At 48.1% G+C, this 25,353-nt stretch carries 28 protein-coding genes; 21 read left to right on the top strand and 7 right to left on the bottom strand.

Annotated features, from left to right (window positions below):
• Position 1 precedes the first annotated feature (1 nt).
• From DW819_RS05460 to DW819_RS05440, 4 genes are all read left to right on the top strand, one after another.
• Positions 2-808, top strand: a complete 807-nt coding sequence (locus DW819_RS05460) for a DUF3848 domain-containing protein (RefSeq protein WP_118732409.1) — start codon at positions 2-4, stop codon at positions 806-808.
• Between the two features lie 2 nt (positions 809-810).
• The gene (gene mobC, locus DW819_RS05455) at positions 811-1,149 is read left to right on the top strand and encodes a plasmid mobilization relaxosome protein MobC (RefSeq protein ID WP_003526263.1); all 339 of its coding nucleotides are present in this window, start codon (positions 811-813) and stop codon (positions 1,147-1,149) included.
• 151 nt (positions 1,150-1,300) lie between these two features.
• Positions 1,301-1,603 carry a hypothetical protein gene (locus DW819_RS05445; RefSeq protein WP_015529855.1) on the top strand — a complete coding sequence of 101 codons (303 nt, stop codon included), beginning with the start codon at positions 1,301-1,303 and terminating at the stop codon, positions 1,601-1,603.
• Positions 1,600-1,899, top strand: coding sequence for a CD1845 family protein (locus DW819_RS05440; RefSeq protein WP_118097216.1), 300 nt, complete (start codon positions 1,600-1,602; stop codon positions 1,897-1,899). The genes DW819_RS05445 and DW819_RS05440 overlap by 4 nt, the downstream gene beginning before the upstream one ends.
• 73 nt (positions 1,900-1,972) lie before the next feature.
• On the opposite strand, the gene DW819_RS05435 is transcribed toward DW819_RS05440, so the two are convergent.
• Positions 1,973-3,382, bottom strand: a complete 1,410-nt coding sequence (locus tag DW819_RS05435) for an ATP-binding protein (protein WP_097772890.1) — start codon at positions 3,380-3,382, stop codon at positions 1,973-1,975.
• A 121-nt stretch (positions 3,383-3,503) separates the two neighbouring features.
• Here DW819_RS05435 and DW819_RS05430 point away from each other — a divergent pair, with 121 nt between their 5' ends.
• Positions 3,504-4,916, top strand: a complete 1,413-nt coding sequence (locus tag DW819_RS05430; RefSeq protein WP_117453443.1) for a relaxase/mobilization nuclease domain-containing protein — start codon at positions 3,504-3,506, stop codon at positions 4,914-4,916.
• A gap of 222 nt (positions 4,917-5,138) precedes the next feature.
• Here DW819_RS05430 and DW819_RS05420 read toward each other — a convergent pair whose 3' ends face one another.
• Positions 5,139-5,495, bottom strand: coding sequence for a helix-turn-helix transcriptional regulator (locus DW819_RS05420; RefSeq protein ID WP_054356922.1), 357 nt, complete (start codon positions 5,493-5,495; stop codon positions 5,139-5,141).
• 170 nt (positions 5,496-5,665) lie between these two features.
• Here DW819_RS05420 and DW819_RS05410 point away from each other — a divergent pair, with 170 nt between their 5' ends.
• From DW819_RS05410 to DW819_RS05385, 6 genes are all read left to right on the top strand, one after another.
• Positions 5,666-5,839 carry a helix-turn-helix domain-containing protein gene (locus tag DW819_RS05410; RefSeq protein ID WP_002576203.1) on the top strand — a complete coding sequence of 58 codons (174 nt, stop codon included), beginning with the start codon at positions 5,666-5,668 and terminating at the stop codon, positions 5,837-5,839.
• Between the two features lie 4 nt (positions 5,840-5,843).
• A complete protein-coding gene (locus DW819_RS05405) occupies positions 5,844-6,554 on the top strand; it encodes a LytTR family DNA-binding domain-containing protein (RefSeq protein ID WP_002576202.1) in 711 nt (236 codons plus the stop codon).
• On the top strand, positions 6,551-7,834 hold the full coding sequence (locus tag DW819_RS05400; protein ID WP_118732406.1) for an ATP-binding protein: 1,284 nt from the start codon (positions 6,551-6,553) through the stop codon (positions 7,832-7,834). The genes DW819_RS05405 and DW819_RS05400 overlap by 4 nt, the downstream gene beginning before the upstream one ends.
• Before the next feature lie 152 nt (positions 7,835-7,986).
• Positions 7,987-8,652 carry an ABC transporter ATP-binding protein gene (locus DW819_RS05395; protein WP_002576200.1) on the top strand — a complete coding sequence of 222 codons (666 nt, stop codon included), beginning with the start codon at positions 7,987-7,989 and terminating at the stop codon, positions 8,650-8,652.
• A gap of 12 nt (positions 8,653-8,664) precedes the next feature.
• Entirely contained in the window at positions 8,665-11,226 is a 2,562-nt protein-coding gene (locus DW819_RS05390) for an ABC transporter permease (RefSeq protein ID WP_118732405.1), read from the top strand.
• A gap of 284 nt (positions 11,227-11,510) precedes the next feature.
• Positions 11,511-12,062 (top strand): coproporphyrinogen III oxidase, encoded by a 552-nt coding sequence (locus DW819_RS05385; RefSeq protein ID WP_243025605.1) that lies wholly within the window; start codon positions 11,511-11,513, stop codon positions 12,060-12,062.
• A gap of 53 nt (positions 12,063-12,115) precedes the next feature.
• Here the strand turns inward: DW819_RS05385 and DW819_RS05380 are convergent, their stop codons facing one another.
• Positions 12,116-12,472, bottom strand: coding sequence for a helix-turn-helix domain-containing protein (locus DW819_RS05380; protein ID WP_009003386.1), 357 nt, complete (start codon positions 12,470-12,472; stop codon positions 12,116-12,118).
• Between the two features lie 150 nt (positions 12,473-12,622).
• On the opposite strand from DW819_RS05380, the gene DW819_RS05375 reads away from it, so the two are divergent.
• A complete protein-coding gene (locus tag DW819_RS05375; protein ID WP_002576196.1) occupies positions 12,623-13,141 on the top strand; it encodes a nitroreductase family protein in 519 nt (172 codons plus the stop codon).
• Positions 13,142-13,187: 46 nt separating this feature from the next.
• On the opposite strand, the gene DW819_RS05370 is transcribed toward DW819_RS05375, so the two are convergent.
• The gene (locus DW819_RS05370) at positions 13,188-13,505 is read right to left on the bottom strand and encodes a metalloregulator ArsR/SmtB family transcription factor (protein ID WP_002576195.1); all 318 of its coding nucleotides are present in this window, start codon (positions 13,503-13,505) and stop codon (positions 13,188-13,190) included.
• Between the two features lie 83 nt (positions 13,506-13,588).
• Between DW819_RS05370 and DW819_RS05365 the strand changes: the two genes are divergently transcribed.
• Positions 13,589-13,954 (top strand): metalloregulator ArsR/SmtB family transcription factor, encoded by a 366-nt coding sequence (locus tag DW819_RS05365; RefSeq protein ID WP_002576194.1) that lies wholly within the window; start codon positions 13,589-13,591, stop codon positions 13,952-13,954.
• Positions 13,955-14,001: 47 nt separating this feature from the next.
• Here the strand turns inward: DW819_RS05365 and DW819_RS05360 are convergent, their stop codons facing one another.
• A complete protein-coding gene (locus DW819_RS05360) occupies positions 14,002-15,882 on the bottom strand; it encodes a heavy metal translocating P-type ATPase (RefSeq protein WP_118732403.1) in 1,881 nt (626 codons plus the stop codon).
• A 101-nt stretch (positions 15,883-15,983) separates the two neighbouring features.
• A complete protein-coding gene (locus tag DW819_RS05355) occupies positions 15,984-16,202 on the bottom strand; it encodes a cation transporter (protein ID WP_118732402.1) in 219 nt (72 codons plus the stop codon).
• Between the two features lie 41 nt (positions 16,203-16,243).
• On the opposite strand from DW819_RS05355, the gene DW819_RS05350 reads away from it, so the two are divergent.
• From DW819_RS05350 to DW819_RS05315, 8 genes are all read left to right on the top strand, one after another.
• Positions 16,244-16,534, top strand: coding sequence for a hypothetical protein (locus DW819_RS05350; protein WP_117472533.1), 291 nt, complete (start codon positions 16,244-16,246; stop codon positions 16,532-16,534).
• A gap of 59 nt (positions 16,535-16,593) precedes the next feature.
• Complete coding sequence (locus tag DW819_RS05345) at positions 16,594-19,173, top strand: heavy metal translocating P-type ATPase (protein WP_243025603.1); 2,580 nt, start codon at positions 16,594-16,596, stop codon at positions 19,171-19,173.
• 10 nt (positions 19,174-19,183) lie between these two features.
• Complete coding sequence (locus tag DW819_RS05340) at positions 19,184-19,447, top strand: metal-sensing transcriptional repressor (protein ID WP_044912385.1); 264 nt, start codon at positions 19,184-19,186, stop codon at positions 19,445-19,447.
• A gap of 207 nt (positions 19,448-19,654) precedes the next feature.
• Complete coding sequence (locus tag DW819_RS05335) at positions 19,655-21,028, top strand: MATE family efflux transporter (protein ID WP_025580749.1); 1,374 nt, start codon at positions 19,655-19,657, stop codon at positions 21,026-21,028.
• 13 nt (positions 21,029-21,041) lie between these two features.
• Complete coding sequence (locus tag DW819_RS05330) at positions 21,042-21,257, top strand: FeoA domain-containing protein (protein WP_002576189.1); 216 nt, start codon at positions 21,042-21,044, stop codon at positions 21,255-21,257.
• 6 nt (positions 21,258-21,263) lie between these two features.
• On the top strand, positions 21,264-23,303 hold the full coding sequence (gene feoB / locus DW819_RS05325) for a ferrous iron transport protein B (protein ID WP_118732401.1): 2,040 nt from the start codon (positions 21,264-21,266) through the stop codon (positions 23,301-23,303).
• A gap of 140 nt (positions 23,304-23,443) precedes the next feature.
• The gene (locus tag DW819_RS05320; protein WP_118732400.1) at positions 23,444-23,587 is read left to right on the top strand and encodes a FeoB-associated Cys-rich membrane protein; all 144 of its coding nucleotides are present in this window, start codon (positions 23,444-23,446) and stop codon (positions 23,585-23,587) included.
• Between the two features lie 212 nt (positions 23,588-23,799).
• On the top strand, positions 23,800-24,762 hold the full coding sequence (locus DW819_RS05315; protein WP_347560169.1) for an AraC family transcriptional regulator: 963 nt from the start codon (positions 23,800-23,802) through the stop codon (positions 24,760-24,762).
• A gap of 87 nt (positions 24,763-24,849) precedes the next feature.
• On the opposite strand, the gene DW819_RS05310 is transcribed toward DW819_RS05315, so the two are convergent.
• A complete protein-coding gene (locus tag DW819_RS05310) occupies positions 24,850-25,218 on the bottom strand; it encodes a helix-turn-helix transcriptional regulator (protein ID WP_002576186.1) in 369 nt (122 codons plus the stop codon).
• Positions 25,219-25,353 lie beyond the last annotated feature (135 nt).

Here is a 25,353-nt window from a genome sequence, read left to right as displayed (position 1 = left end):
CATGAATACTAACGATCTGAATACAGCCCTTTATGAAAAGATGGCTGCCGAACAGGATAAGTTCCGGGACTGGCTGAAAAGCCAGCCCCCGGAAGAAGTCTTAAACCATGCCTATGAGTACACCATCCGCGAGGACATCGTGATGGCAATAGAGGAACTGGAGTTGACCGACACCCAGGCTCAGGCACTTTTGGAATCTCCCTCTCCATTGGCGGATGTGTACCGCTATTTTGAAAAGCTGGAGACCGGCTATATGGATGTGATCCGGGACAGTATTGAGAACCGTGCCGATGATGTGTGCAAGGCGCAGGAAGAATTACGAACTGCCCCTCTCTACCCCCATTCTGTCTCCTATGCGTCCCAGCATGGGGAGATGGCACAGTACAACCTCTCATATCAGGCGAACAGCGCCTGCAAAGAAGCCATTGAACAGGCCATCAGCGCTCACTATGCAGAGAACCGGCTGGATACGGAGGCGGCGGTCAAAGATGTGCTGGAAAAGTTCGGGACGGAACGGGTACAGTTTATTCTTGCCAACACCATCCAGCACAAGAACCATGACGGGCGTATCTCTCAGGACGATAAAGCCTGGGCAAAAACCATTCCCATGCCGGAGGACAGCGGCGCTTCCCGCCACTGCGCCTATTTGGTTGTGGATGGGGTCAATCCCGGTCTGACCGATCTGTTCACCAGACAGTTCCGAAAAGTCGCTCAAGAACAGCAGAAAAGCTCTGTCCTGCAAAAGCTCAAGCAGGAACCGCCTGCCCGCAAGCCTGCCACCCCGAAAAAACGGGAGCCGGAGCGATAACCATGGCAAAGCGCAAGCGGGATGTGCCGGTTTTGTTTTGGGTGTCCGCAGAAGAACTGGAACTGATCCATCAAAAGATGCAGCAATACGGGACAGAGAATTTGAGCGCTTATCTGCGGAAAATGGCGCTGGATGGTTATGTGGTCAAGCTGGAACTGCCAGAGCTGAAGGAGTTGGTCTCCCTGATGCGCCGAAGCAGCAACAACTTGAACCAGCTGACCCGCAAAGTGCATGAGACCGGGCGGGTTTATAATGCTGACTTGGAGGATATATCCCAGCGGCAGGAACAACTGTGGGAGGGTGTGAAGGAAATCCTTACCCAACTCTCCAAACTTTCATAACAGGGATAGATACTCCATTTGCGGAGGGAGGAACGGCGTTTCTTCGCCGCACCTTCCTCCGCTTTTTCTTTTTGTCTGTATCCTTGTCTTTTGCCTGTCCGTACCGGATAATATGAGTAGAATAAGAAGCGTAGCAAAGGAGTGAAAACAGATGCTGACCTTTGAAAAGGTGCTGGAGATTTTTGCGGATTACCTAACCGCAGACGAGACCATAGAAGTTTATATCAGCCGCCATGGATGTGTAAGAGTTGAATTTGACCAAGATTTTCACTATTGCTCTGGCGAGGTGTGCCATACTCCCAAGGAACTGTTCGACCTCTTAGCCGATGATTACCGGACTTATCTGGAGATTGAACTGACCAAAGGAAAACGGGAAGTGACGGAAGATGATGAGAGAGAAGCGGATGCCCTATGCAAACAGTATCTGGAGCGTTGGAAGGAGGAACAGAAATGAAGATTTTGAAATGTCTGCTGATGATCGTAACTGCACCGGTCATTTTGGTGTTGACGCTTTTTGTCTGGCTCTGCACGGGGCTGATCTACATATCCGGTCTGGTGCTTGGTCTACTAAGCACGGTAATTGCTCTGCTTGGCGTGGCTGTGCTGATTACCTATTCCTCGCAGAATGGTGTGATTTTGCTGGTTATGGCATTTTTGATTAGCCCGATGGGGCTGCCGCTGGCTGCGATCTGGCTGCTGAGCAAGGTGCAGAGTTTGAAATTTGCGATCCAGGATTGGGTGTATGGGTAAATGATGTGAATATAATTTGGAATGAAAAGAAGCAGGACAATGGGAGATGAGACCCACTGCCCTGTTTCTCTGTTTATTCGGAACGAACTGTAATATATTTTTGATGTTTACTTTTCGGTTTATCGGGAAGTGTCATTTTGAGTGTTCCATTGTTCAATAGCGGACGCAGATATTTTTGTGTAAAGTTTTTTGTGTTTTTGTATCCACAGTGTTCTGCGATTTCTAATTTTGAATGTGGTTCTATGCAAAATGCAAGGATTTTATCATGGGTTGCATCATGGGTTGCGTCATAGGTCTTATCATGGGTCGTTTCTATGATAGAAGGACCATGATGGTAATTTACATTTTTCAAGATGACTCTGAAATCTGTCGCTGTTGAGGAAAATTCGGGCTTATATGCCTCTGTGTATCCAGGCAGCTTTTCAGTTTCACTGACGATTTTGCGCAGACCACTTCCACGGCGTTCCATGTACTTCATGCGGTGGAACAGGTCAGCGATCACAGGGTTTCGTCGCATCGAACGAATACTGTAAATATCGTATTCCTGAATTGAGCCGCCGCCAAACATACCGCCCGGAGATGTGATTTCCACCCGATCATCAAACATATCAATGTGGACTTCGCTGCCAAGCACAATATAATCACGATGGATGAGAGCGTTGACAAGAGCCTCTGTTACAGCTCGTTCAGCATAATCCGGCTTGTCTACCCGATACTGAGCTTCTTTGACAAAACGGACTTTGGAATTATTGCGAATAAATTCACTGCCGCTTTTCAGTAAATAAATCAAATTCCCCTCGTATTCTTTATCGTCCAGCGCATCATCAAAGATAGAGCCTTTTTCCAAGCCATTCCACCGGGTACAGAACATACGGGAGTTATAAACTGTGTGCTGATCGGTCATGAGCTTTCCGGCATTGGTCAGGAACCCATTTTTGTCAGCCAAACCGAAGGAGACATAATCGGATGGCTCGAAGCGGAGGCCGGTTCGTTCCAGATAGGTTGCCTCCAGGAGTGTGAAGCTGTAATCCTTTTTCACAGCTTCTGTTGTTAAGGTGTCAAAGGACTGATTGGTTCCCTTTAAGATCAGTTCATTCACAATGTAATCCGGTGCAATTACGCTTTCATTTCCAACACGGATGTATGCCTCCATCACGCCGTCTGCCTTGTAATAGTATGGGGTGCTGCGGCCAGGAGAAACCTCCAGAGCCAACAGGTTTTTACCATCTTCCTGCAATGGCTTTAAGATAAACTGCGGTAATGGTGTGATACGTTCTTTGATTAAGCGGCTGATCGCTTCAGCATCCTTTTGAACATCTGACAAGCCGATAGGCTCCCGGTCATCAGAGACTCCGAAAAACAGAGTGCCGCCGATCCCATTGGAAAAGGCACTGACACTTTTTAACCAGCTTTTTGGCTTTTTTGTTTCGAGAGCAACTTTGAAATCACATTCCGTTGCTTCGGCAATGAGCTGTTCTATCATAAAATCCCTCCTTTGAGGTTGTAGAATGTTCTTTTTTATTATACCCAGCGGAGAAAGTTATTGCAACGATAGAAGCAAAGAGTTCAGCGAAAAAAAATTTATGAGAGGAGGGCCTTCTATTATGGCAACTACAAGAATCATGCCGCTTCATGTTGGCAAGGGTCGCACAGAAAGTCGGGCAATCAGTGACATCATCGACTATGTAGCAAATCCACAGAAAACAGATAACGGCAAGCTCATTACCGGCTATGCGTGTGACAGCCGGACTGCGGATGCGGAGTTCCTTCTGGCAAAGCGGCAGTACATTGCCGCTACCGGACGGGTGCGCGGCGCAGATGATGTGATCGCCTATCATGTGCGCCAGTCCTTCCGCCCTGGTGAGATTACCCCGGAAGAAGCAAACCGGCTGGGCGTAGAATTTGCAAAGCGTTTTACTAAAGGCAATCATGCCTTTGTGGTCTGCACTCACATAGACAAGTCGCACATTCATAATCACATTATCTGGTCATCGGTCAGCTTAGAATATGACCGGAAATTCCGAAACTTTTGGGGCAGCACCAAGGCGGTTCGCCGGTTAAGTGATACAATCTGCATTGAAAACGGACTGTCCATTGTAGAGAATCCGAAACCTCACGGAAAAAGCTATAACAAGTGGCTGGGAGATCAGGCAAAGCCCTCTCACCGAGAGCTGCTGCGTGTGGCGATTGACAACGCATTATCACAAAGTCCTGCTGACTTTGAAGAACTGCTGAAACTGTTGCAAGAGTATGGTTGTGAAGTCTCAAAGCGCGGAAAATCGTATCGACTGAAACTCTCTGGTTGGGAGAAAGCCGCCCGCATGGACAGTCTGGGCGAAGGATATGGATTGGAAGATTTGCGGGCAGTTCTCTTAGGGAAGAAAGCACATACCCCGCGAAAGAAAACAGTCACACGGGCAGAGCCGCCAAAGATCAATCTGCTGGTGGACATTCAGGCAAAATTGCAGGCTGGAAAAGGTGCTGGCTATACGCGATGGGCTAAAGTTTTCAATCTGAAGCAAATGGCGCAGACCATGAATTACCTGTCAGAGAATAACCTGCTGGAGTATGCGGTTTTGGAAGAAAAGGCTGCGGCTGCCACGGCACATCACAATGAACTTTCGGCGCAGATTAAAGCGGCTGAAAAGCGCATGGCAGAGATTGCTGTTCTGCGTACTCACATCGTAAATTATGCTAAAACCCGTGAGGTCTATGTGGCATACCGCAAGGCGGGTTACTCTAAGAAATTCCGGGGGGAACATGAGGAAGAAATTCTGCTCCACCAGGCTGCTAAGAATGCCTTTGATGAGATGGGAGTCAAGAAACTTCCCAAGGTCAAAGAGTTGCAGACGGAGTACGCGAAATTGCTGGAAGAAAAGAAAAAGACCTATGCCGAGTACCGGCGTTCCCGTGAGGAAATGCGCGAGCTTTTAACGGCAAAGGCCAATGTGGATCGAGTGCTGAAAATGGAGGTAGAACAGGATGTTGAAAAAGAAAAAGACCACGGCCAGCGGTAAGCTGGTCCTGGTCAAAAGCGTTCGCAGAACGCGCAGCCACAGAATGAAATTCTGTGTTCAAAGGGGCTTGGGGGCGCTGCCCTCAACAAGCAAGCAGAGAGGAAAATCACAAAGGGATTTTCTTCTCTGCGGGCCTGTGTGTATTAACACAGGCATTGCTTGCCTCTTTTCTCCGAAAATGAAAAGAACCAGTGAGAGAATCGTTAAATTTCACTCACTGGCTCAATTCGTTTCAAATTTCTCGGACAACTCTGTCAGTTCTTTCACCGTTTCCTGTGTGTGATGTAACAGGGTGTCACGCATTTCTGGCGGACAGGTGGAATAAAGCATTTTCATCTGATTGACACCTTCATCTTCCAGAGAAATATCTGGATTTATAAGCGTATCTAAAGAGATGTGCAGGACCTTTGCCAATGCTCTTAAAATCAAATAAGAGGGATTCATTTTCCCCTTTTCGATATTGGCGATTTGCTTTACAGAAACATGGCTCAGATCAGATAGCTCCTGCTGTGTTAGCTCTTTATTCTTTCGGGCTTCTCGCATTTTTTGCCCTAAAGCAGTTAAATCATCAATCGGCATAATCGTTCACCTCAATAATATTGTATTGTTCCGGTTTATATGATGGAATGGCCTTATTATGCCTGACAAGATGTACGATTATACCGATTTTCTTTTTTGACAGCATGGTTGCGGGCTTGTATTCTTCGAGCAAATGAAATATAATAAAATAAATTGTTAGAGGTGTGAACATGGATTACATGACGCTCAAAGAGGCAAGCGAAAAATGGGGCGTTTCGTCCCGTCAGATAAATTATTACTGCACCGATGGACGCATCCCCGGTGCTGTCAAAATGGCCGGTGTCTGGCTGATCCCCAAGGAGGCAGAGAAGCCAAAGGACAGACGGTATAACGAAAGCAGGTGATACAGTGCTGCATATAGCAATTTGTGATGATGAAAAAGACTTTGTTCAGTATTTGACCGACTTACTGAACCAATACAGCAAGGAAACAGGACGGAACATAAAGATTACCCCGTACTATGACGGTATGGAGCTAATCGAGAAATACGATCCAACCATAGACCTGATTTTCCTTGATATTCAAATGAAGATGGTAGACGGACTTCATGCTGCCGAGCGTATCCGACAAATGGACGAAACCGTGGGCATTATTTTTCTAACTACTCTTACACAGTATGGGCTTGAGGGATATAAATACCATGCGACGAACTACATCATTAAGCCCATGAAATATGCCCGGCTCAAATCAGAAATGGACAAATTCGTGGAGCGCAGCCAGAAAGAAGATGCCCCCTCTCTGGTGATTACCAACGATACCGGCAAATATAAGGTGCCGCTGAAATCCATTCGATACGTTGAAACCTATAACCGCAATCTGATGTTCCATACCGAGCAGGAAAATATTATCTGCTATAAGAGCATGAAAGAAGTGGAACGGGAGCTTTGCGACAAAGACTTTGTGCGCTGCCATACCAGCTACATTGTCAATCTGTTCTATGTGAAAGGCATCAAGAAGCTGGATATTGAATTGATTACAGGTGAGGTCATTCTCATCAGCCAGCCCAAACGGAAAGAATTTATGGAACGGCTGACGGACTATTGGGGGAATTTCTTATGATCCGCTTTTTTGAAATTCTCTCTTTTTTATTGGCATGGGGATATACAGCGATTTTCTTTCTTATTTTGAAATCTTTTCTTCCTCTCCGCAAAAATGTGGTACTAAAAGTTATAGCGTTTCTGATTTGTGGCTATTTAGCTGATTCCATTATCTATTCCAATGATGTTGGAAGTCTGTTTGGTACAATGTTTTTGTTTTTTCTCTATGTTCTACTGTTTTATCGCGGGACATTCATGGAGAAATTATCGGTCATACTTGTTTTTTATCCGGCACTCATTGCCATTAACTACTTAATGCTTGACACCGGGGGCCGATTATTCAAAATCGTAACCCAAGCAAGTTATGAGGAGGCTTTACAATCCTCAACACTCATGCTCACCAGTACAGCCATTCATACGGTGTCCCTTTTGCTGCGGTTACTATTCTGGATCGGTGCATGGTTGGTTTTGCGGAGGTTTTTGGAAAAAATTCCGTCCCATCTGAACATAAAGACATGGCTGATTATTGATATGCTGATTCTTGCCTCATTTGTGGCAATCTTCACAATTATCTACTTTATGCCTGAAAATACTGTGATTGTTTATCCCATCTGTGGGGCTTCTATTTTTTCCAGTTTCAGTTGTATGTATCTGGCAGCTTATATTTATGATTCCATGCAGACAGCATACCGAGTACAGCAGATGGAAACACAGCGGGATTATTACAAGGAGCGCATTGTCGAAGAAGAACGTGTCCGCTCCATCTACCACGACCTGAAAAACCACCTGCTTGTCATGGAAAGCAGGCAGAATACAGCAGAAACCCGGCAGATGGCCGAAACGCTCCGCTCTCAAATTGCAGACTATGAGGACTATGTGCATACAGGAAACGAGTTTCTTGACATCATTCTAAAGGACAAGGCAGCAAAAGCCCGCGAAAAGCAGATTGATTTCTCGGCTTTGGTTGATTTCAAGGGTATGGACTTCATAGAGCCATTGGACATCAGCACCATCTTCAGCAATGCCATTGACAACGCTATGGAGGCCAGCGAACGGTTGCCGGAAGATCAACGATTGGTTACTGTCAAGGCCGAGCGTGTTCGGGATATGTTGATTATCACGGTGGAAAACAACACCTTACCGGGGACACGGCCAGCCGAGGGAACCACAAAGAAAGATCGTTTCGTACATGGCTTTGGTATTCCCAATATTAAAAAAGCCGTTGAAAAATACGACGGACAGTGCAGTTTCCATCAGGGGGATGGAACTTACCTGCTGAAAATCCTGATCCCGATTCCTTAACAGATTGACGCCGCTTCTTCACGAAGCGGCGTTTTTTTGTGCAGACTTAGTTTTTTCATTATAGATGTTAGTTTACGCATTTTCCATTGTGCCTTTCTTTTGCCCGGATATAATGAAGAAAAAACACAAAAAGCAAAGAGAGGTTATAGAACATGAGTATTTTAAGCACCAAGCAACTGACAAAGCAATACGGCACCGAGCCGAATATTGTTAAGGCGCTGGACGGCGTAAGCATTTCGATTGAACCGGGCGAGTTTGTTGCCATCATCGGCACATCCGGCAGCGGCAAGTCAACCCTGCTGAATATGCTGGGGGGATTAGACCGCCCCACTTCCGGCTCTGTCAGGGTGGATAATTACGAGCTGGGCAAGCTGAAAGACGAGGACTTGACTGTGTTCCGCCGCCAGCGGATCGGTTTTATCTTTCAGAACTACAATCTGGTTCCCGTCTTGAATGTGTATGAAAATATCGTTATGCCCATCCAGCTTGACGGGAAAAAGCCGGATCAGAAATTTATCAAAGAGATCGTGGCTTTGCTGGGGCTGGAAAAGAAACTCTACAATATGCCCAACACTCTTTCCGGCGGCCAGCAGCAGCGCGTCGCCATTGCAAGAGCTTTAGCCAGCAAACCGGCAATCATCCTTGCCGACGAGCCGACCGGCAATCTGGACAGCAAGACCAGTGATGAAGTCATCGAGCTTTTGAAAGTCACCAGTCAGAAATTTCATCAGACCATTGTAATGATTACCCATAACCCGGAAATTGCAGCGCAGGCAGATCGTACCATTCATATCGAAGATGGCCGGATTGCAGAGTAAGGCGGTGATACCATGAAAAGACAAAAATCAATGATACGCACATTGACAAACCGCAGTTTCAAGGCAAACAAAACGCGCAATCTGGTTGCCATCTTTGCCATTGTTCTGACAACGGTAATGTTTACATCCCTGTTTGTCCTATCGCAGAGCATGGTTGAAAACCTGCGGAACATGAATTTTCAGCAGGCCGGATATAACAGCCATTTGAGTTCCGGCATCATGACGGACGCGGATGTGGAGAAGATCACCACCCATGAAGCTGTCCGAGACTTTGGCAAAAGCATTGTGGTTGGAATTGCTGAAAACAAGGAGTTGACCGGGCGACAGGTAGAAATCCGCTATGCGGACGAAAACTATGCCCGTTCCAGCTTTTCCTATCCCACCGAGGGAACTATGCCGGTGCAGGAAAACGAGATTGCTTTGGACACCATTACCCTTGATAAAATGGGGCTGCCTTATGAATTGGGGCAGAAAATCACCCTGCAATGGCGTAAGGACTTAAACGGTGAAGAAATCACCACCAGTACATTCACCCTCTCCGGCTATTGGAATGGAAATTCTGCTGCTATGGCAAGTATGGTATGGGTTTCCGAAGCCTTTGTTCAAAGCCAGTGTGCAGGTATCGACCAAGTGGAACAGTTGGCAAACGGGCAGGTATTAGGAACGGTGATGCTCCATATCGACCTATACAGCGACAGCAATTTGGAAGGGGCGGCGGAACAGATTTTAGCCGACACCGGCCTTTCCAATGTGTCCCTTTCTCCCAATGCCGCTTATGATTCCACAATGAACCAGAATATCAACCGTGAAGTTCTGCCGATGGCAATTTGCATGGTTCTGGTATTTGCAAGCGGTTATCTGATTATCTATAACATCTTTCAGATCTCCGTTGCCAGTGACATCCGCTTTTATGGCCGACTGAAAACTTTGGGGACAACCAAAAGACAGTTAAAGAAGATGATTTACGGACAGGCCAACCGCCTGTCGCTGATTGGTATTCCTATCGGGCTTGTGATCGGGTATCTGCTGGGGGCTGTGCTGGTGCCGGTAATGATAACCGGGACAACGGGAGAAGCCAAAACAGCGGTCAATCCCTATATCTTCATCGGCTCTGCGCTGTTTGCCTATTTGACGGTTCTGATTTCCTGCATGAAGCCTGCGAAAATCGCCGGTAAGGTTTCCCCAATGGAAGCTCTGCGCTACACCGACGCCGGAACGAACAGCAAACGGAAAACAAAGAAAAGCACCGGCGGCGCAAGCATCCCGAAGATGGCTCTGGCTAACTTAGGCCGGAACAAAAAGCGTACCATTACGGTAATCTGCTCCCTGACGCTGGGGCTTGTGCTGCTTTCATGTGTCTATGCGAAAAATGCCAGCTTCGATATTGATAAGTACATGAGCCAGACAGTTATCAGTGATTTTGAGGTAGAGGACAGTTCGATTTCTTCCACCTTTGGCACCTATAATCCCTATGGCACCACCATTTCCCCGGAGCTGGTACAGAACATTGAGGGACTTTCCGGGCTGGAAGCAACAGGGCGTTTGTATTCGCAGGTATTTACACATAAAATCGGGGCGTCTGCTCTTGAAAATATCCAGACCTACTATAACGCTGATGACCGGCTGACCTATATTGAAGCAACGGATGCAGGGCTGGCAGAAGCCTATCACGACATGATCGACAGCGGCGAATGTACTTCCATTCTATACGGCATTGACGGCCTGATTCTGGACACCTTTGCACAGGACGGCAGGATGTTGGATGGCACCTTTGACAAAGGGAAATTCTTGTCCGGGGGCTATGTAGTGATGGAAGCGGCTACCGGTGCAGAGGACAGTGGGAAAGAAACACAGCCGACTTATTCTGTTGGTGATACGGTAGAGTTGAACGGCCAGCAATACGAGGTTATGGCGATTGTGGCGGATATTCCCACCATTACCGAGGGCGTAAACAGCAGCACACAAGACTTCCTTTCTTTCTATCTTCCTGCCGATACATTCCGGGCCATGTATCCGGATAACACTCTGCGGAAGCTGTTCTTTGATGTAGTCGAGGAATACCAGCCGCAGGCGGAAGAAATGCTAATCCAATATCAACAAGACGTGGACAAGAGCCTGAATTATACTGCGAAATCCACTTTGATTGAGCATTATCAGGAACAGACACGGGCGAACACTGTGATGGGCTTTGCAATCAGCCTTATCATTGCTTTTGTGGGTATTCTGAATTTCGTCAATTCGATGGTAACAGCGATTGTTTCCCGCCAGAAAGAATTTGCCATGATCCAGAGCATCGGAATGACAAAACGGCAGCTCCGGCGTATGCTGATCGACGAGGGCTTGTATTACGCGGGAAGCACTTTGTTGGCAGCTTATGTATTAGGCACTGTGGCAGTAGCTGTTGGTGTCCGTATGATGGTAGCCGGTGACTGGACGGCAACATTCCACTTTACACTATTGCCGCTGGTAATCTGTACGCCGATTTTGATTGCGTTTGCAATCGTTATTCCCTATATCTGCTTTAAGAATTTGGAGAAGCAAAGTATCGTGGAAAGACTGCGGGCAACTGATTGATGTGTTCTAACATACGGCCAGTGTCGGTTACACTGGCCGTATGAAAAAGGGACCTAAAATGAAAGAGTACACGCTAATTATCAAGGGAGAAATGGATTTTATCATCTTATCTCCGCAGGTGCTTTCTTCCCTGATTACTCAAATTCATAACAGCCCGGAGCGAAAAGTTGTGGTAAGTATTGAGAGCATCATGCCACCAAAGTTTACCGACTATCTGCTTCGGGTAATCAATAGCAACCGCTTTAGCAATGAACGGTTCCGCTACCGTTGTACGAAGCGGCTGCATGGCAAAAGATGCGGACATGATCTTGTCGGAGTTCATATTGCTGGGGATCGGCGGCAAGGAGCTGTCTGAAGAAAATGCTGCTCAAACAGCAAAGGCGTTGAACATCATCCAGCCTGATTTTATCCGTGTCCACGCCACGGGTATTAAGCTAGAGTCCAAGCTGGGCGAGTTTGTCAGGGATGGCTCGTTTACTCTGCAATCGGAGGAAGAAATCGTTATAGAGCAAAAGTTATTCTTGCAGCAGCTACATGAGATGGACAGTTACTATGTGAATGAACACATCGTCAATCTGCTTCTGGAGGTCAGGGGAAATCTGCGAACAGAGAAACAGGAAATGCTCTCTACGATTGACCGCTTTCTGACCCTGCCACCGGATGAAAGGCTTTTGTTTACTGTCGGCAGGCGGCTCAATATCTTCTTCCGCTTGGACGATCTGAAAAAGCCGAAGCTGCATCAAAAGGCCGGGGAAAGCCTGCAACAGATTTTAAGTAAGAATCCCCATGTTGACTTTGGCGCGCTGTGCAATTACGTCCGGCAGTCACAAATTTAGAGCAGAAAATATAAGCTGGGCATAGCCGTTTTTCGTCAGCTATGCCCAGCCTTTTATTTGCGACTTTGACAGCATGGCGGCTGAACATCCAGGCCGTCCAGATAGTTGTTTCCCCACTGGCACATTGCATCCAGAATAGGAACAATACTCTGTCCAAATGGGGTAAGAGAATATACCGTCTTGGGCGGCTTTTCTGGAATCACTTCACGATGAATCATGCCGTTGTTTTCCAGATCGTGAAGCTGCTGCGAAAGCATCTTCGGCGTGGCGTTTGAAATCAGCCGCTGTAACTCCATATAGTGTAATGGATGGTCAATCAGATGCCAGAGGATCAACGGCTTATACTTGCCGCCGATCAAAGACAGGGTTGCCTCAACTGGGCAGTTGAATTGATTTTTTTCACATTTCATAAAATGGCTCTCCTTTCCCGCAAGGTGCTATCTTTTTGGGAAGTATCTTCCGAAAAAGTGCATTCTTGCGGTTTTGTGTTCTAGTGCTACAATTAGGTCAATGGTTGATTTGATATGCTCAAAATAAAAATAATGAAAGGACTATATATTATGGATTTTATCACGATTGCAAAGCAGCGTATGTCGGTACGCGATTACAAGGAAACGAAGGTAGAACCTGAGAAGCTGGAGCAGATTCTGGAGGCTGCTCATGTGGCCCCGACCGCTGCCAACCTTCAGCCGATTCGCCTGATTGCCGTTCAGAGCGAGGAAGGTCTTGCGAAGATCAGTAAAGCGGCCAATATCTACGGTGCGCCCCTGGCTATTATTGTTTGCGCCGATCACGATAAGGCGTGGGTACGGCCTTTCGATCAGAAGCAGACCGGTGACATTGACGCCTCCATCCTGACCGACCACATGATGCTCCAGGCCACAGAGCTGGGCCTTGGAACGGTGTGGGTATGCTACTTCAAGCCCGATGTTCTGCGCAAGGAATTTGACCTCCCGGCCAACCTGGAGCCGGTCAACATTCTGGTTGTCGGCTATTCCGATGAAGGAACCGGCGACCCCAATCGCTTCAATAAGCAGCGCATCCCGATGAGCCAGCTGGTTTCCTACGAAACGCTGTAATTGAATACCCGCGCAGCCCCTGCAAAACAGCACAGGGGCTGCGTTTTTATCTTTCTGAAATATGAGCGTAGGTTTCTTCAAGAATCCACCGGATATGTTCGTCCTGCAAGGAATAAATCACGTTTTTCCCGGCCTTGCGTGATTGCACTAACCGGACAATCCAAAGCGCACGAAGCTGGTGGGATATGGCCGATTCTGTGACCTCCATCTTTTGTGCCAGTTCGCTGACGCAAGAATCTTTCTGCATCAGATACCAAAGTATCCGCATCCGTGTGTAATCGCCCATCGCTTTGTGAAGCTCGGTTAATTGTTCCAATTCGCCAGGGCTTGGAGCGGAAAAAGTTTTTTTCTCTGTTTCGTTCATGTATTTTTCTCCAATCTATAATGAAGCTGTTTGACAGACAAGAATTATGTCAGTATCATAGTCACAGGAAGGAGCTGATTTTTATGCCGCATTACAATCTACCCCATAACCACGGACAGAATATTGAAAAAGTCTTAAATAAGATGCCCTCTGCGGAAGGGTTTAAGGATATATCATTTTTATTTCAGCAGCTTGGCGATCCGACCCGGCTGCGGATTCTGTGGCTGCTGTGCCATTGTGAAGAATGTGTATGCAATCTTGCGGCGGCTGTGGATATGAGCGCCCCTGCTGTGTCACATCATCTGCGGATATTAAAAAAGAGCGGGATCATTTCAAGCCGCAGGGACGGAAAAGAAGTCTATTATTCGCTGTCGGACACGCCGCAGGCAAAGCTCCTGCATCATGCCATAGATGCGTTGTTTGAAGTATCATGCCCGACTGAACAATAAGGAAATGCGCCGCAGCGTGTGAAAGTTGCGGCGCATTTCTATTGCGCTTAACCCTGATTTGTGCTGCCCGCTGGCATATCCGGCAGCTTGACCCGCATGGCGCGGATGGCATTGAGAATCGCAATAATGGAAACGCCTACATCCGCGAACACCGCCGCCCACATATTTGCATAGCCTAGCGCACCTAAAATCAGAACCAGGAATTTCACGCCCAGGGCAAACACAATATTCTGATTTGCGATGCGGATCGTCTTACGGGCGATCTTCATAACAGCGGCAATCTTGGACGGTTCATCCGTCATAAGAACCACGTCAGCAGCTTCAATGGCCGCATCGGAACCCAAGCCGCCCATAGCAATACCGACATCGGCCCGCGCCAGTACGGGAGCGTCATTGATACCATCCCCAACAAAGGCCAACATACCTTTTTCGCTTTTCTGCTTCAGCAGGCTTTCCACGCGGTCAACCTTATCAGCGGGCAGCAGTTCAGTATAAACCTGATCCAGATGAAGCTGCCCTGCGACTTTCTTTCCAACGGCATCTGCATCGCCGGTCAGCATGACCGTTTTGCGGATACCGGCAGATTTCAGCAGCTTGATTGCGGCTGGAGCATCGGCCTTGATCTCGTCCTCAATGATGATACATCCAGCGTATTTCCCGTCACAGGCCAGATAGACCACGGTGCCGACAGCTGAGGATGGCGTGTACTTAATATGCGCTTTCTCCATCAGCTTGGTGTTTCCGGCCAGAATCGTTTTCCCGTCAATCACGGCCTGCACGCCGTGACCGGCAATTTCCTGGACATCGGAAACTCGGCTGTTGTCGATTTTCTGTCCATAGGCGTTTTTAATAGAAAGAGAAATCGGGTGGTTGGAGTAGTCCTCAGCGTATGCGGCCAGCTCCAAAAGCTGCGCTTCCTTCATGCCGACAGGGTGGATCTCGCTGACCGCAAAGGAGCCTTTTGTCAGTGTGCCGGTCTTATCAAAGACCACGACCTCGGTATTTGCCAGGGCCTCCAGATAGTTGCTGCCCTTTACCAGAACGCCGATCTTGGACGCGCCGCCGATGCCTCCGAAGAAACTAAGCGGAATGGAGATGACCAGCGCACAGGGGCAGGAAATCACCAGGAAGGTCAAGGCACGGTAAATCCAGGTGCTGAATGGCTGCTGGGTAATCAGCGGCGGCAGGATTGCCAGCGCCAGAGCAGCAAATACCACTACCGGGGTATAATACCTGGCAAAGCGTGTGATGAAATTCTCAATACGGCCCTTCTTATCGCTTGCGTTTTCCACAAGGTCAAGGATTTTGGCTACGGTGGATTCCCCAAATTCTTTTGTGGTCTTAATGTTCAGGATGCCGGTCTGGTTGATACAGCCGCTGATGACCTCCATTCCCGGCTCCACCTCGCGGGGCATGGATTCTCCGGTCAGGGCCGAAGTGTCCAGGGTGGAGAAGCCTTTGAGAATCGTACCGTCCAGCGGGATGCGCTCTCCCGGTTTCACAACAATGGTTTCTCCGATCTGAACCTCGTCCGGGTCAACCTGAACCAGTTTTCCGTCCCTTTCGATGTTAGCATAGTCCGGGCGAATGTCCATCAGGCTTGCGATAGATTTTCTGGACTTGGACACCGCATAGGACTGGAACCATTCGCCCACCTGGTAAAACAGCATAACGGCGACACCCTCGGAATGTTCGCCCAAAATGAGTGCGCCGATGGTGGCAATCGTCATCAGGAAATTTTCGTCAAACACCTGTCCATGCAGGATGTTCGTGATTGCCTTCCAGACAATATCCCAGCCGACAACCACATAGCAGACGAGAAAGACCGCCATCTCCGCCAATTCAGGGAGATGGAGCAAGCTGCCTGCAAGAAACAGCACCGCCGCCACGATAATGCGTGTGAGCAAGTGCCTTTGTTTTCGTGTCATAGTGTATTCTCCTTTCGTTGCAGCATAAAGCGTGTCACGCTTTTTCTGTCTATTGATGAAAAACACCGGCTACCTTGTGGCAGCCGGTGTCCAGCTTTTCATTACGCCTTAACAGTCACGTCCGGCTCGATCTGCTTAATCAGCGTCTTTGCTTCGGTCAGAACAGCGTCAAACTGATCGTCCGGCGCTTCCAGAACCATCTTCTGACCCAGGAAGTTGACGGATACGCTGGTCACACCATCAATCTTCTTCACGGCGTTCTGGATTTTGTCAGCACAATGGCCGCAGTCCAGGTCAAGCAGTTTAATGGTCTTTTTCATTGAGAAAGCCCCCTTTCATTTTGGTATTTGGTTGGCTTGATATGGCTGAACAATTAAAAGATTGTTTAATCGTTCATGCTGCCAGTATATTCACGAAAACCCTCAAAGTCAATGGATTTGGGAGCGGTTCTGCCCTTTGGATTGGAGAACCTGCCGATTGGATTTCCAGCAAAAAACCTCATTTCTCTTTGGATAAAAAAAGCTCCACTTTGGAGCAGACAAAGGAGAAGCAGGATAAGTATAATGAAAAACGGTCAAAGACCTTGTGCGTAAACTTTATGTTCGGGGCTTTAGCATCTTTCCCCCAAGATGCCAAACGCCCCTTTTCATAACGGTATTTAGTTCCCTACGGGGGAGGGGTACTCGCACAAATCTTTATAAGAAAGAAGGGATGATTTTGCAAAAGGAGCAATTTGACATTACGGGTATGACTTGCTCGGCCTGCTCTACCAGAGTGGAAAAGAGCGTGGCAAAGCTACCTGGCATCAAAGAAGTGTCCGTCAACCTGTTAAAAAACAGCATGGTTGCTTCTTATGATGAATCCGTTTTGGATACGGCGGGAATCGTCCAGGCCGTTGAAAAGGCCGGTTATGGCGCGATTCCCAAAGCCTCCGCACAAAACAAGAGCCGCACGACCACACCGGCAGCAAAACCGGAGGTCAGTACGGCGCAGGTAGAATACAAGCAGATGAAACAGCGGCTGCTGCTTTCTGCCCTTTTTACGATCCCACTGTTTTATATTTCTATGGGTCACATGATGGGGTGGCCGCTCCCCAGCTCCTTGCTGGGGATGGAAAATGCAATCAGCTTTGCATTTACCCAATTCCTGCTGCTGATCCCGGTGGTGTTCATCAACTTCAAATATTACCGGATGGGCTTCAAGACCCTGTTCCACGGCTCGCCTAACATGGATTCGCTGATTGCGATAGGCTCCAGCGCCGCAATCGTTTATGGCATTTACGCCATTTACAAAATCGGTATCGGATTCGGTCATGGGGATATGGCTACGGTTCACAGCTTTATGATGGATTTGTATTTTGAATCCGCAGGCATGATTCTGACCCTTATCACCTTGGGCAAAACCCTGGAGGCCCGCGCAAAGGGTAAGACTTCGGATGCAATTACAAAGCTGATGAATCTGGCTCCCAAAACAGCTACCGTGGAGCGGGATGGAAAAGAGCTTCAGGTGCCTGTGGAAGAAGTGCAGTTGGGCGAAACCCTGATTGTCAAGGCCGGTGAGTCTGTGCCGGTGGATGGTATTGTCATCGAGGGCTTTTCCTCCGTTGATGAATCTGCCCTGACCGGCGAGAGCATCCCCGTGGAGAAGCATATCGGGGACAAAGTGATCGGCGCGACCACAAGTAAGTCCGGCTATTTCAAGATGCAGGCCACCAAGGTGGGCGATGATACCACGCTGGCACAGATCGTCCGTCTGGTGGATGAAGCGACCAGCTCCAAGGCCCCTATTGCGAAACTGGCTGATAAGGTCAGCGGCGTGTTTGTTCCGGTGGTTATCAGCATCGCGCTGATTGCAGTCATTGTCTGGCTGCTGTTGGGATATGGCTTTGAATTTGCCCTATCTATCGGCATTTCTGTCCTGGTCATTTCCTGTCCCTGTGCGCTGGGCCTTGCAACGCCTACGGCCATTATGGTCGGAACCGGCAAGGGCGCAAGCAACGGTATCCTGATTAAATCGGCGGAGGCCCTGGAAACGGCCCATAACATTGATACGGTTGTGCTGGATAAGACCGGCACGATTACCCAGGGTACGCCCGTGGTGACAAATATGCTCTGCAAAGAGGGTGTTCCACAAAAGGAGATGCTGCAAATCGCTGCTTCGCTGGAAAAGCTGTCCGAGCATCCGCTGGCGGACGCGATTGTGGCAGAGGCCGAAAAAGCACAACTTTCCTTCCTCCCGGTGGATGATTTCAAGCAGATTCCCGGTCAGGGCCTTGTGGGTCAGATCGGAAACGAAACGTGCCTTGCCGGAAACCGCCGACTGATGGCGGCAAATGGCATCAATGGCGGCGCACTCCTTCAGTTGGGCGAGGAAATGGCGGTTGACGGGAAAACACCTCTGTTCTTTGCCCGTGGCGGTCAGCTTATTGGTGTCATTGCCGTGGCGGATGTAGTTAAGCCCACCAGCAAGCAGGCCATAGCGGAATTGACCGGCATGGGCATTGAGGTGGTCATGCTGACCGGCGACAATGCAAAGACCGCAGAAGCGATTCGGCGTCAGGTCGGCGTGGATCGTGTTGTGGCAGAGGTATTCCCCCAGGACAAGGAGAAGGAAATCCGTCGTTTGCAGAGCGTCGGTAAGAAGGTGGCGATGGTCGGTGACGGTATCAACGATGCTCCGGCCCTTGCCAGAGCGGATGTTGGTATCGCTATCGGGGCCGGAACGGATGTGGCGATTGAGTCAGCGGACATTGTTTTGATGAAAAGCGATCTGCTGGATGTGTCCACGGCAATCCAGCTTAGTAAGGCGGTTATCCGCAACATCAAGCAAAATCTGTTCTGGGCGTTTATCTACAACATCATCGGTATTCCGGTGGCGGCAGGCGTATTCTATCTTCCCTTTGCATGGAAGCTGAACCCCATGATCGGCGCTTTTGCTATGAGTTTCAGTTCGGTATTCGTGGTGTCCAATGCCCTGCGTCTGCGGTGGTTCAAGGCGAAGCATCAGGCCAATACAGAACGGGATTCAGTCCCTATGTATGAACAAACAACGATTAAACAAGAACGAAAAGGAGCAATTCACATGGAAAAAGTATTGAACATCGAGGGAATGGTTTGCGGAATGTGTGTAAAACACGTTGATAAGGCGCTGCGGGACATCCAGGGCATCAAGGATGTGGATGTTTCCCTGGAGAGTAAGTCGGCCCAGGTGCAGCTTGACCAGGATGTGCCGGATGCTGTGCTGAAAGCTGCTATCGAGGACGCTGGCTATCAGCTCGTCAGTATCCAGTAACGGGCCGTTTATGAAGGCCAAGAAAGGCGATATTGTTCACAAGCTAAAAATCGCCAGAGGACAGTTAGACGGTATCCTGCAAATGGTTGAGGAAAATCGCTATTGCGTGGATATTTCCAATCAGCTTCTTGCTACGCAGGCGTTATTAAAAAGCGCCAATCAGCAGATTTTGCAAGCCCATATACGAAGCTGCGTCCGGGATGCCCTGCAAACGGACGCTGTAAATCCAAAACTGGAAGAAGCCCTGAAATTACTGGAAAAAATGATACAGTAACAACGGGAGCGGGAAGGGCCTTATGTCCTTTCCGCTCCTAAATTCGTTTCAGATTGGATTGTAAATCCTGCGGTTGGGAGCGTACAAAGAAGCCCGGATTTTATATACTTTAAGTGGTTAGTTAGATATGGCTAATCCAGCAAGGCACGTCACTGGCGCGCTTTGCTGGATACCTCGAAATTAAAATAGACCAGGAGGAATAGAGTGATGAAACAGGCACTTGACACAAGAACAAAGCTCTTAACAAAAAGCCCCTGGCCGCTGATGATTGAACTTAGCATCCCTGCGGTTCTTGGCATGGTGGTCGTTGGGCTTTATAACATGATGGATTCCATCTTTGTCGGCCAGATGGTCGGTGACGTGCAGATGGGAGCCATATCGGTATCCTATCCCTTGACGCTTATCAATGCCGGTTCAGCGGCCATGCTGGGCGTGGGTTCTGCATCGGTACTGTCCCGCGCTATCGGCAAGAAGGATGAAAACACAATTAAGAAGATCATGGGCAACCTGGTTGCTATGGTTCTTCTGCTGTCCGTTATCTATACAGTGGTAGGCATGGTGTTCACCCGCCAGCTTTTGTCCCTGACCGGAGCCAGCGACAACATTTTGAATTATGCGGAAAAATATCTACGGATTATCTTTGCCGGTTCCTTGTTTGTAAACTTTTTTCAAAGTGCAAACATGGTCATTCGCGGAGAAGGCCAGCTTAAAAAGGCAATGACGATTATTGCCAGCGGCGCTATTTTGAATATCATTCTTGACCCTATTTTTATCAGTATCCTGAATCCCTACGGTATGGGCATTGAGGCGGCTGCTTATGCAACGATTTTCTCCCAGTTTGTCCAGGCTGCAATTACGCTGTGGTATTTCAAGAAAAAAAGTCCTCATGTGAAGATTGGGCGCATCCGCATTGACGGAGAACTGCTTCCCCAGGTTCTTTCTGTCGGGGTATCTGCTCTGTTGATGCAGATTCTGACCTTGGTACAGCAGACAGTGATCTATCGTGTGGCATCGAACTATGGCGGGGAAACTTCACAGCTTCTTTTAGGTGCGGCGCTCCGCTTCTGGAATTTCTCTTTCGTTCCTCTGTGGGGGATCAGTCAGGGATTCCAGCCTGCCGCCGGTACAAACTATGGTGCAAAGGACTATGACCGGGTAAAGACGCTGACCAGGGTTTTTATTACTGCTGCAACGCTGCTGTCGCTGGTGTTCTATATTCCTGCCGAGCTGTTTCCAGAGAAGATTTTATCCATGTTCCTGACAACGCCGGGTATCGCGGCATCGGGTGCAACCAACTTCCGTATCATGTTCAGCACTTATGTCCTGCAAGGCAGCTTTATGATTGCCGTAACCCTGTTCCAGTCTTTGGGCAAGGCGAAAAAGGCAACTTGGCTGGTGCTGTTCCGCCAGATCATTCTGTTTATTCCTCTCTGCGTGGTTCTTCCGATGATCGGCGGCATGGGTATTCGTGGCGTATGGCTGGCGATTGCTCTGACAGATGCAATTCTGGTGGTTATTACCGTTTCTATGATGCTTTATGAGTTTGGCAAGCTGCCGGAGACTTCTTCCGTAAATCGGTGAGGAGGGAGCGTTCATGTATCTTTGCGATGGAAAAATAGGAAATGAATATAAAGTTGAGGATATTGATCTGCCTGTCAATATAGAAAAGCGTTTGGAGGCCCTTGGGATGACCCGTGGAACCTCTATCGCTGTTCTGAACAGCAAAAGTCGGGGTGTCCTGATTGTGAAAGTCAGGGGAACACGCTTTGCACTTGGGCGCAATATCACAAAGAATATTTTAGTGGGGTAAATTCCGATGAGAGAAAATTTGACTATCGGCTTCATCGGAAATCCGAACTGCGGAAAGACAACACTTTTCAATGCTTACACCGGTGCAAATCTGAAAGTGGCAAACTGGCCAGGTGTAACCGTTGAGAAAGTAGAGGGTGCCATTAAAGACCATGATCTGAATATTCGACTGGTCGATCTTCCTGGCACTTACAGCCTGACCTCCTACACAATGGAAGAACAGGTATCCAGACAGTTTATACTAAGCGATGAAGTCGATGTGATTATTGATGTTGCGGACGCTTCCGCTCTGGAGCGAAACCTATACTTAACTTTGCAGCTTTTGGAGCTGGGCAAGCCGGTTGTGCTGGCGCTGAACATGATGGACATTGTGGAAAAGCGCGGCATGGAGATTGACACACACAGACTGCCGGAAATGCTGGGCATCCCGGTCATTCCAGTTTCAGCCAGAAAACGGACAGGACTGGATGTGCTGCTTCATGCAGCCGCGCACCATAAAGACTGTAAAGATCCGGAGTGTCTGATTCATCATCATAAATATACTCCAAAACACCGGCACGACCACCATTCAGAACACGCAATGGTTTACAGTGATGCTATTGAGGACAAGATTGATCTTATCATGGCAGAGCTGAAGCGGAAATATCCGAACCTGTCCAATTACCGCTGGCACGCCATTAAGCTGCTGGAGCAGGATAAGGAAATCTCTGCACGTTATCCGGTCAATATGCCGGATGTGATCGACCGGAACTATGAATCCGACATTATCAATGAGAAGTATGATTTTATTGAGGAAATCATCAGGGAGGTTCTGGTCAATAAGGATCGTCAAGACGCTTTGACGGAAAAGGCAGACCGTGTATTGACGCATAAGTTTTGGAGCATCCCGATTTTCCTCGTTGTCATGGCGGCGGTGTTCTTCCTGACCTTTACCATTGGCGATTGGCTGAAAGGATTCCTGGAATTAGGAATTGAGAGCCTGTCGGCATTGATAAGCGATGGACTGATTGCTGTCGGGGTCAATGAAGTGCTGCGCTCCCTGCTGGTAGACGGCATCATCGCCGGTGTGGGCGGTATCCTGACTTTCCTGCCGAACATTTTCATTCTGTTTCTGGCATTGGCTTTTCTGGAGGACAGCGGATATATGGCCCGTGTTGCGTATGTCATGGAAGGGATTATGAGCAAGCTGGGACTTTCCGGACGGGCATTTATCCCCATGATTTTGGGATTTGGCTGCACTGTTCCGGCAATCATGGCTTCACGGTCTTTGGAAAACCGGCGTGACCGTTTTAAGGTCATGTTGATTACGCCCTTTATGAGTTGCAGCGCCCGTCTGCCAATCTACATCTTGTTTGCCGAGATGTTCTTTCAGGAACGCGCCATGCTCGTGGCCTATTCCATGTATCTGATCGGCCTGGTGGTCGCTATCCTGGTAGCGGCGATCATCCATTTGATTGACCGGAGAAAATCGGAAAATTATCTGCTGATTGAGCTGCCGGAATATAAGGCCCCCAGCGCCAGAACTGTGGCAATCTATGTATGGGAAAAGGTAAAGGACTACCTTACCAAAGCAGGTACTACCATCTTTGTAGCATCTATCCTTATGTGGGTGATCCTGAACTTTGGGCCGCATGGCTATACTACGGAAATGGCAGACAGCTTCGGGTCTATCCTGGGCCATTGGCTTGTACCGATCTTTGCACCGATTGGACTGGGATTCTGGCAGATAGCGGTTGCTCTGATTGCTGGCATCTCTGCAAAAGAGGTTGTGGTGTCCAGTTGTGCCGTTCTGTTTGGGATTCCCAATATCAACTCCGGCGCGGGAATGGATACATTGGTCGGCATCCTAGGTGCAGCCGGTTTTGGACAGCTCAATGCGTTTTGCCTGATGATTTTCTGCCTGCTTTACGTTCCCTGTGCAGCGGCCCTGGCTACAATTCGCAAGGAATCCGGCAGTACAAGGTGGATGCTGTTCTCGGCCCTGTTCCAGTTGGTTGTGGCATGGGCTGTTACTTTTGTGGTTTATCGTGTTGGACTTTTGCTGTGAGGTATGAATATGACGTTTGGAAAAGTGCTTCGTTCAGCGGCCATTTTATCAGTGGTCGCATTTGGACTTTGGATTTTGAAAAGAGGATCGGAGACCCAAAGCTAATAAGTTGTGAGTTTCCAGTCAGAAAGGAGTTTTAGATGCTTGTTACTGGTATAATCCTTATCGGGATTGTGTTCTATGCAATATGGGCTGTGCGAAAAATCCATAAGAACCGCAAAAATGGTTCTTGTTGTAGCGGCAGTTGTTCCGGTTGTGTAGGAAAGGAATATTGCAGCCAATAAAATCCCGCATATAGCCGATGTTTTCCGTTTTGGAGGGCATCGGCTTTTTCGTATATTTGCACATTCGGCAGGGCTGCACTATAATAGAATTTGCTTTCTGATTGGATTGCACATCCTGCCGATTGGAGCGGTATAAAATGAGAAAAAACTATATAATAAAAGACGCCAGGAGAATCCTGGAAGAACAAATACGAGATAACGGAATGAATACTATGAACAAAAACCCTATCACCAATGCTACGGGGTTATCTGCGATTATTCCAAAAGATAATGACGGATATTGCACCGTCTATAAAATGGACTGTGAGGATGGCCTGGGGCTTATGACAGTCTATCAGGTTTATCCCGGTATCCAGCTTATTTACAATGATTTTGAAGCAACGAGTTGTTATTGGGACGGAACCATTGATAAGAATGTGCTGGAGATCAATCATTGCCGGGAAGGGCGTGAAGGGAGCGTATTGCAAAGCGGTTCCTGCCTGTACCTCGGAGAAGGGGATCTTTCCATTCATACAATGGATAACTGTGCTTCTGAAATGGCCTTTCCTTTGAGACATTATCGCGGAATCTCAGTAGTGCTTGATCTGGAGCTGGTTTCTCAAAATCCGCCTGGAATCCTCGCCGAGAGCGGTATTGGTATTGCAGATTTCAAAAACAAATTTTGTGCCGATGGCTCATGCTTTGTCATGCGGGCCAAGGATGAGATTGAGCATATCTTTTCTGAACTGTATTCCGTACCGGATCGCCTGCAAAAGCCATACTTCATGCTGAAGGTGCAGGAGCTTCTCTTATTCTTGTGTATGGTGGATGTAAATAAAGAAAAGCAGCGAGAGTTATATACTTCTCCCCAGGTGGAGATTGTACGGGACATTCACAAGCGGCTTATCTCCAACTTGCAGGAACGGCCAACGATTGAGGAACTTTCCAAAGAGTATCTTATCAATACGGCAACCTTAAAGGATACGTTCAAGGGAGTTTATGGACAGCCCATTGGAACCTATATGAAAGTGTACCGCATGAAACAGGCCGCTGCTCTGCTTCGTCAGACGCAGGCAACCATAGCAGAAATTGCCAGCCAGGTTGGATATGAGAATCAGAGTAAATTTGCAACAGCATTTCGAGATGTCATGAAGATTGCACCGGCTGAATACCGGAAACAAAATAGCGGCGATTGATGGGGCTGGGAAAATTTACGTCTACTGCCGGAGGCAAAATAAAACCAACAGAAACAAATTGCAAAATTGCATTTTGCCCTGCTGGTTTTATTCATAATTTTGCGGATCGGAGGATTTGTAACGTCGGCTGATAAACTGCTCCGCCATACAATCCAGTGTTTTCAAGATAATCTGCCGCTCATCCTCGGTACAGGCCAGAAACTTTCCCATGAAATGCTGTACTTGCTTTTCCTGTTCCGAAGCGTCAGGATAAAACAGCTCATTAGCAGAAATGCCTAATCGCTTGATAAAGGATGCCAGTACATCGTAAGACGGATTTTTCCTGCCCTTTTCAATGTCCTGGAGATGACGAAGCCCTCTGCCGGTTTGATCCGCAAGCTCCTGTTGGGTCAGTCCACATTCTTCTCTTGCATCTCTGAGGCACTGTCCCAAATATACAAATACATCTTCCGGCATGATTGCTCACCTCTATTACATTCTATCGTGCGTAAGAGGAAGTTACCATCACCCAATCACGCGTATTGATATGTGTTTATCATGCACTTTTGAAAGATAAAATATACATAAAAGCCCTGACGGGAGGCCAATAAA

This window comes from Clostridium sp. AM33-3 (assembly GCF_003480315.1).
Classification (GTDB): domain Bacteria; phylum Bacillota; class Clostridia; order Lachnospirales; family Lachnospiraceae; genus Brotaphodocola.
Note: the sequence above shows the minus strand (reverse complement) of the source record. Positions and strands in the feature narration are given on the sequence as shown.

Excerpts from the sequence above, each read along its gene's own strand:
- DW819_RS05460 (WP_118732409.1), top strand. The coding sequence starts at position 2 with ATGAATACTAACGATCTGAATACAGCCCTTTATGAAAAGATGGCTGCC.
- mobC (WP_003526263.1), top strand. The coding sequence starts at position 811 with ATGGCAAAGCGCAAGCGGGATGTGCCGGTTTTGTTTTGGGTGTCCGCA.
- DW819_RS05445 (WP_015529855.1), top strand. The coding sequence starts at position 1,301 with ATGCTGACCTTTGAAAAGGTGCTGGAGATTTTTGCGGATTACCTAACC.
- DW819_RS05440 (WP_118097216.1), top strand. The coding sequence starts at position 1,600 with ATGAAGATTTTGAAATGTCTGCTGATGATCGTAACTGCACCGGTCATT.
- DW819_RS05435 (WP_097772890.1), bottom strand. The coding sequence starts at position 3,382 with ATGATAGAACAGCTCATTGCCGAAGCAACGGAATGTGATTTCAAAGTT.
- DW819_RS05430 (WP_117453443.1), top strand. The coding sequence starts at position 3,504 with ATGGCAACTACAAGAATCATGCCGCTTCATGTTGGCAAGGGTCGCACA.
- DW819_RS05420 (WP_054356922.1), bottom strand. The coding sequence starts at position 5,495 with ATGCCGATTGATGATTTAACTGCTTTAGGGCAAAAAATGCGAGAAGCC.
- DW819_RS05410 (WP_002576203.1), top strand. The coding sequence starts at position 5,666 with ATGGATTACATGACGCTCAAAGAGGCAAGCGAAAAATGGGGCGTTTCG.
- DW819_RS05400 (WP_118732406.1), top strand. The coding sequence starts at position 6,551 with ATGATCCGCTTTTTTGAAATTCTCTCTTTTTTATTGGCATGGGGATAT.
- DW819_RS05395 (WP_002576200.1), top strand. The coding sequence starts at position 7,987 with ATGAGTATTTTAAGCACCAAGCAACTGACAAAGCAATACGGCACCGAG.
- DW819_RS05390 (WP_118732405.1), top strand. The coding sequence starts at position 8,665 with ATGAAAAGACAAAAATCAATGATACGCACATTGACAAACCGCAGTTTC.
- DW819_RS05385 (WP_243025605.1), top strand. The coding sequence starts at position 11,511 with ATGGCAAAAGATGCGGACATGATCTTGTCGGAGTTCATATTGCTGGGG.
- DW819_RS05380 (WP_009003386.1), bottom strand. The coding sequence starts at position 12,472 with ATGAAATGTGAAAAAAATCAATTCAACTGCCCAGTTGAGGCAACCCTG.
- DW819_RS05375 (WP_002576196.1), top strand. The coding sequence starts at position 12,623 with ATGGATTTTATCACGATTGCAAAGCAGCGTATGTCGGTACGCGATTAC.
- DW819_RS05370 (WP_002576195.1), bottom strand. The coding sequence starts at position 13,505 with ATGAACGAAACAGAGAAAAAAACTTTTTCCGCTCCAAGCCCTGGCGAA.
- DW819_RS05365 (WP_002576194.1), top strand. The coding sequence starts at position 13,589 with ATGCCGCATTACAATCTACCCCATAACCACGGACAGAATATTGAAAAA.
- DW819_RS05360 (WP_118732403.1), bottom strand. The coding sequence starts at position 15,882 with ATGACACGAAAACAAAGGCACTTGCTCACACGCATTATCGTGGCGGCG.
- DW819_RS05355 (WP_118732402.1), bottom strand. The coding sequence starts at position 16,202 with ATGAAAAAGACCATTAAACTGCTTGACCTGGACTGCGGCCATTGTGCT.
- DW819_RS05350 (WP_117472533.1), top strand. The coding sequence starts at position 16,244 with ATGGCTGAACAATTAAAAGATTGTTTAATCGTTCATGCTGCCAGTATA.
- DW819_RS05345 (WP_243025603.1), top strand. The coding sequence starts at position 16,594 with ATGATTTTGCAAAAGGAGCAATTTGACATTACGGGTATGACTTGCTCG.
- DW819_RS05340 (WP_044912385.1), top strand. The coding sequence starts at position 19,184 with ATGAAGGCCAAGAAAGGCGATATTGTTCACAAGCTAAAAATCGCCAGA.
- DW819_RS05335 (WP_025580749.1), top strand. The coding sequence starts at position 19,655 with ATGAAACAGGCACTTGACACAAGAACAAAGCTCTTAACAAAAAGCCCC.
- DW819_RS05330 (WP_002576189.1), top strand. The coding sequence starts at position 21,042 with ATGTATCTTTGCGATGGAAAAATAGGAAATGAATATAAAGTTGAGGAT.
- feoB (WP_118732401.1), top strand. The coding sequence starts at position 21,264 with ATGAGAGAAAATTTGACTATCGGCTTCATCGGAAATCCGAACTGCGGA.
- DW819_RS05320 (WP_118732400.1), top strand. The coding sequence starts at position 23,444 with ATGCTTGTTACTGGTATAATCCTTATCGGGATTGTGTTCTATGCAATA.
- DW819_RS05315 (WP_347560169.1), top strand. The coding sequence starts at position 23,800 with ATGAACAAAAACCCTATCACCAATGCTACGGGGTTATCTGCGATTATT.
- DW819_RS05310 (WP_002576186.1), bottom strand. The coding sequence starts at position 25,218 with ATGCCGGAAGATGTATTTGTATATTTGGGACAGTGCCTCAGAGATGCA.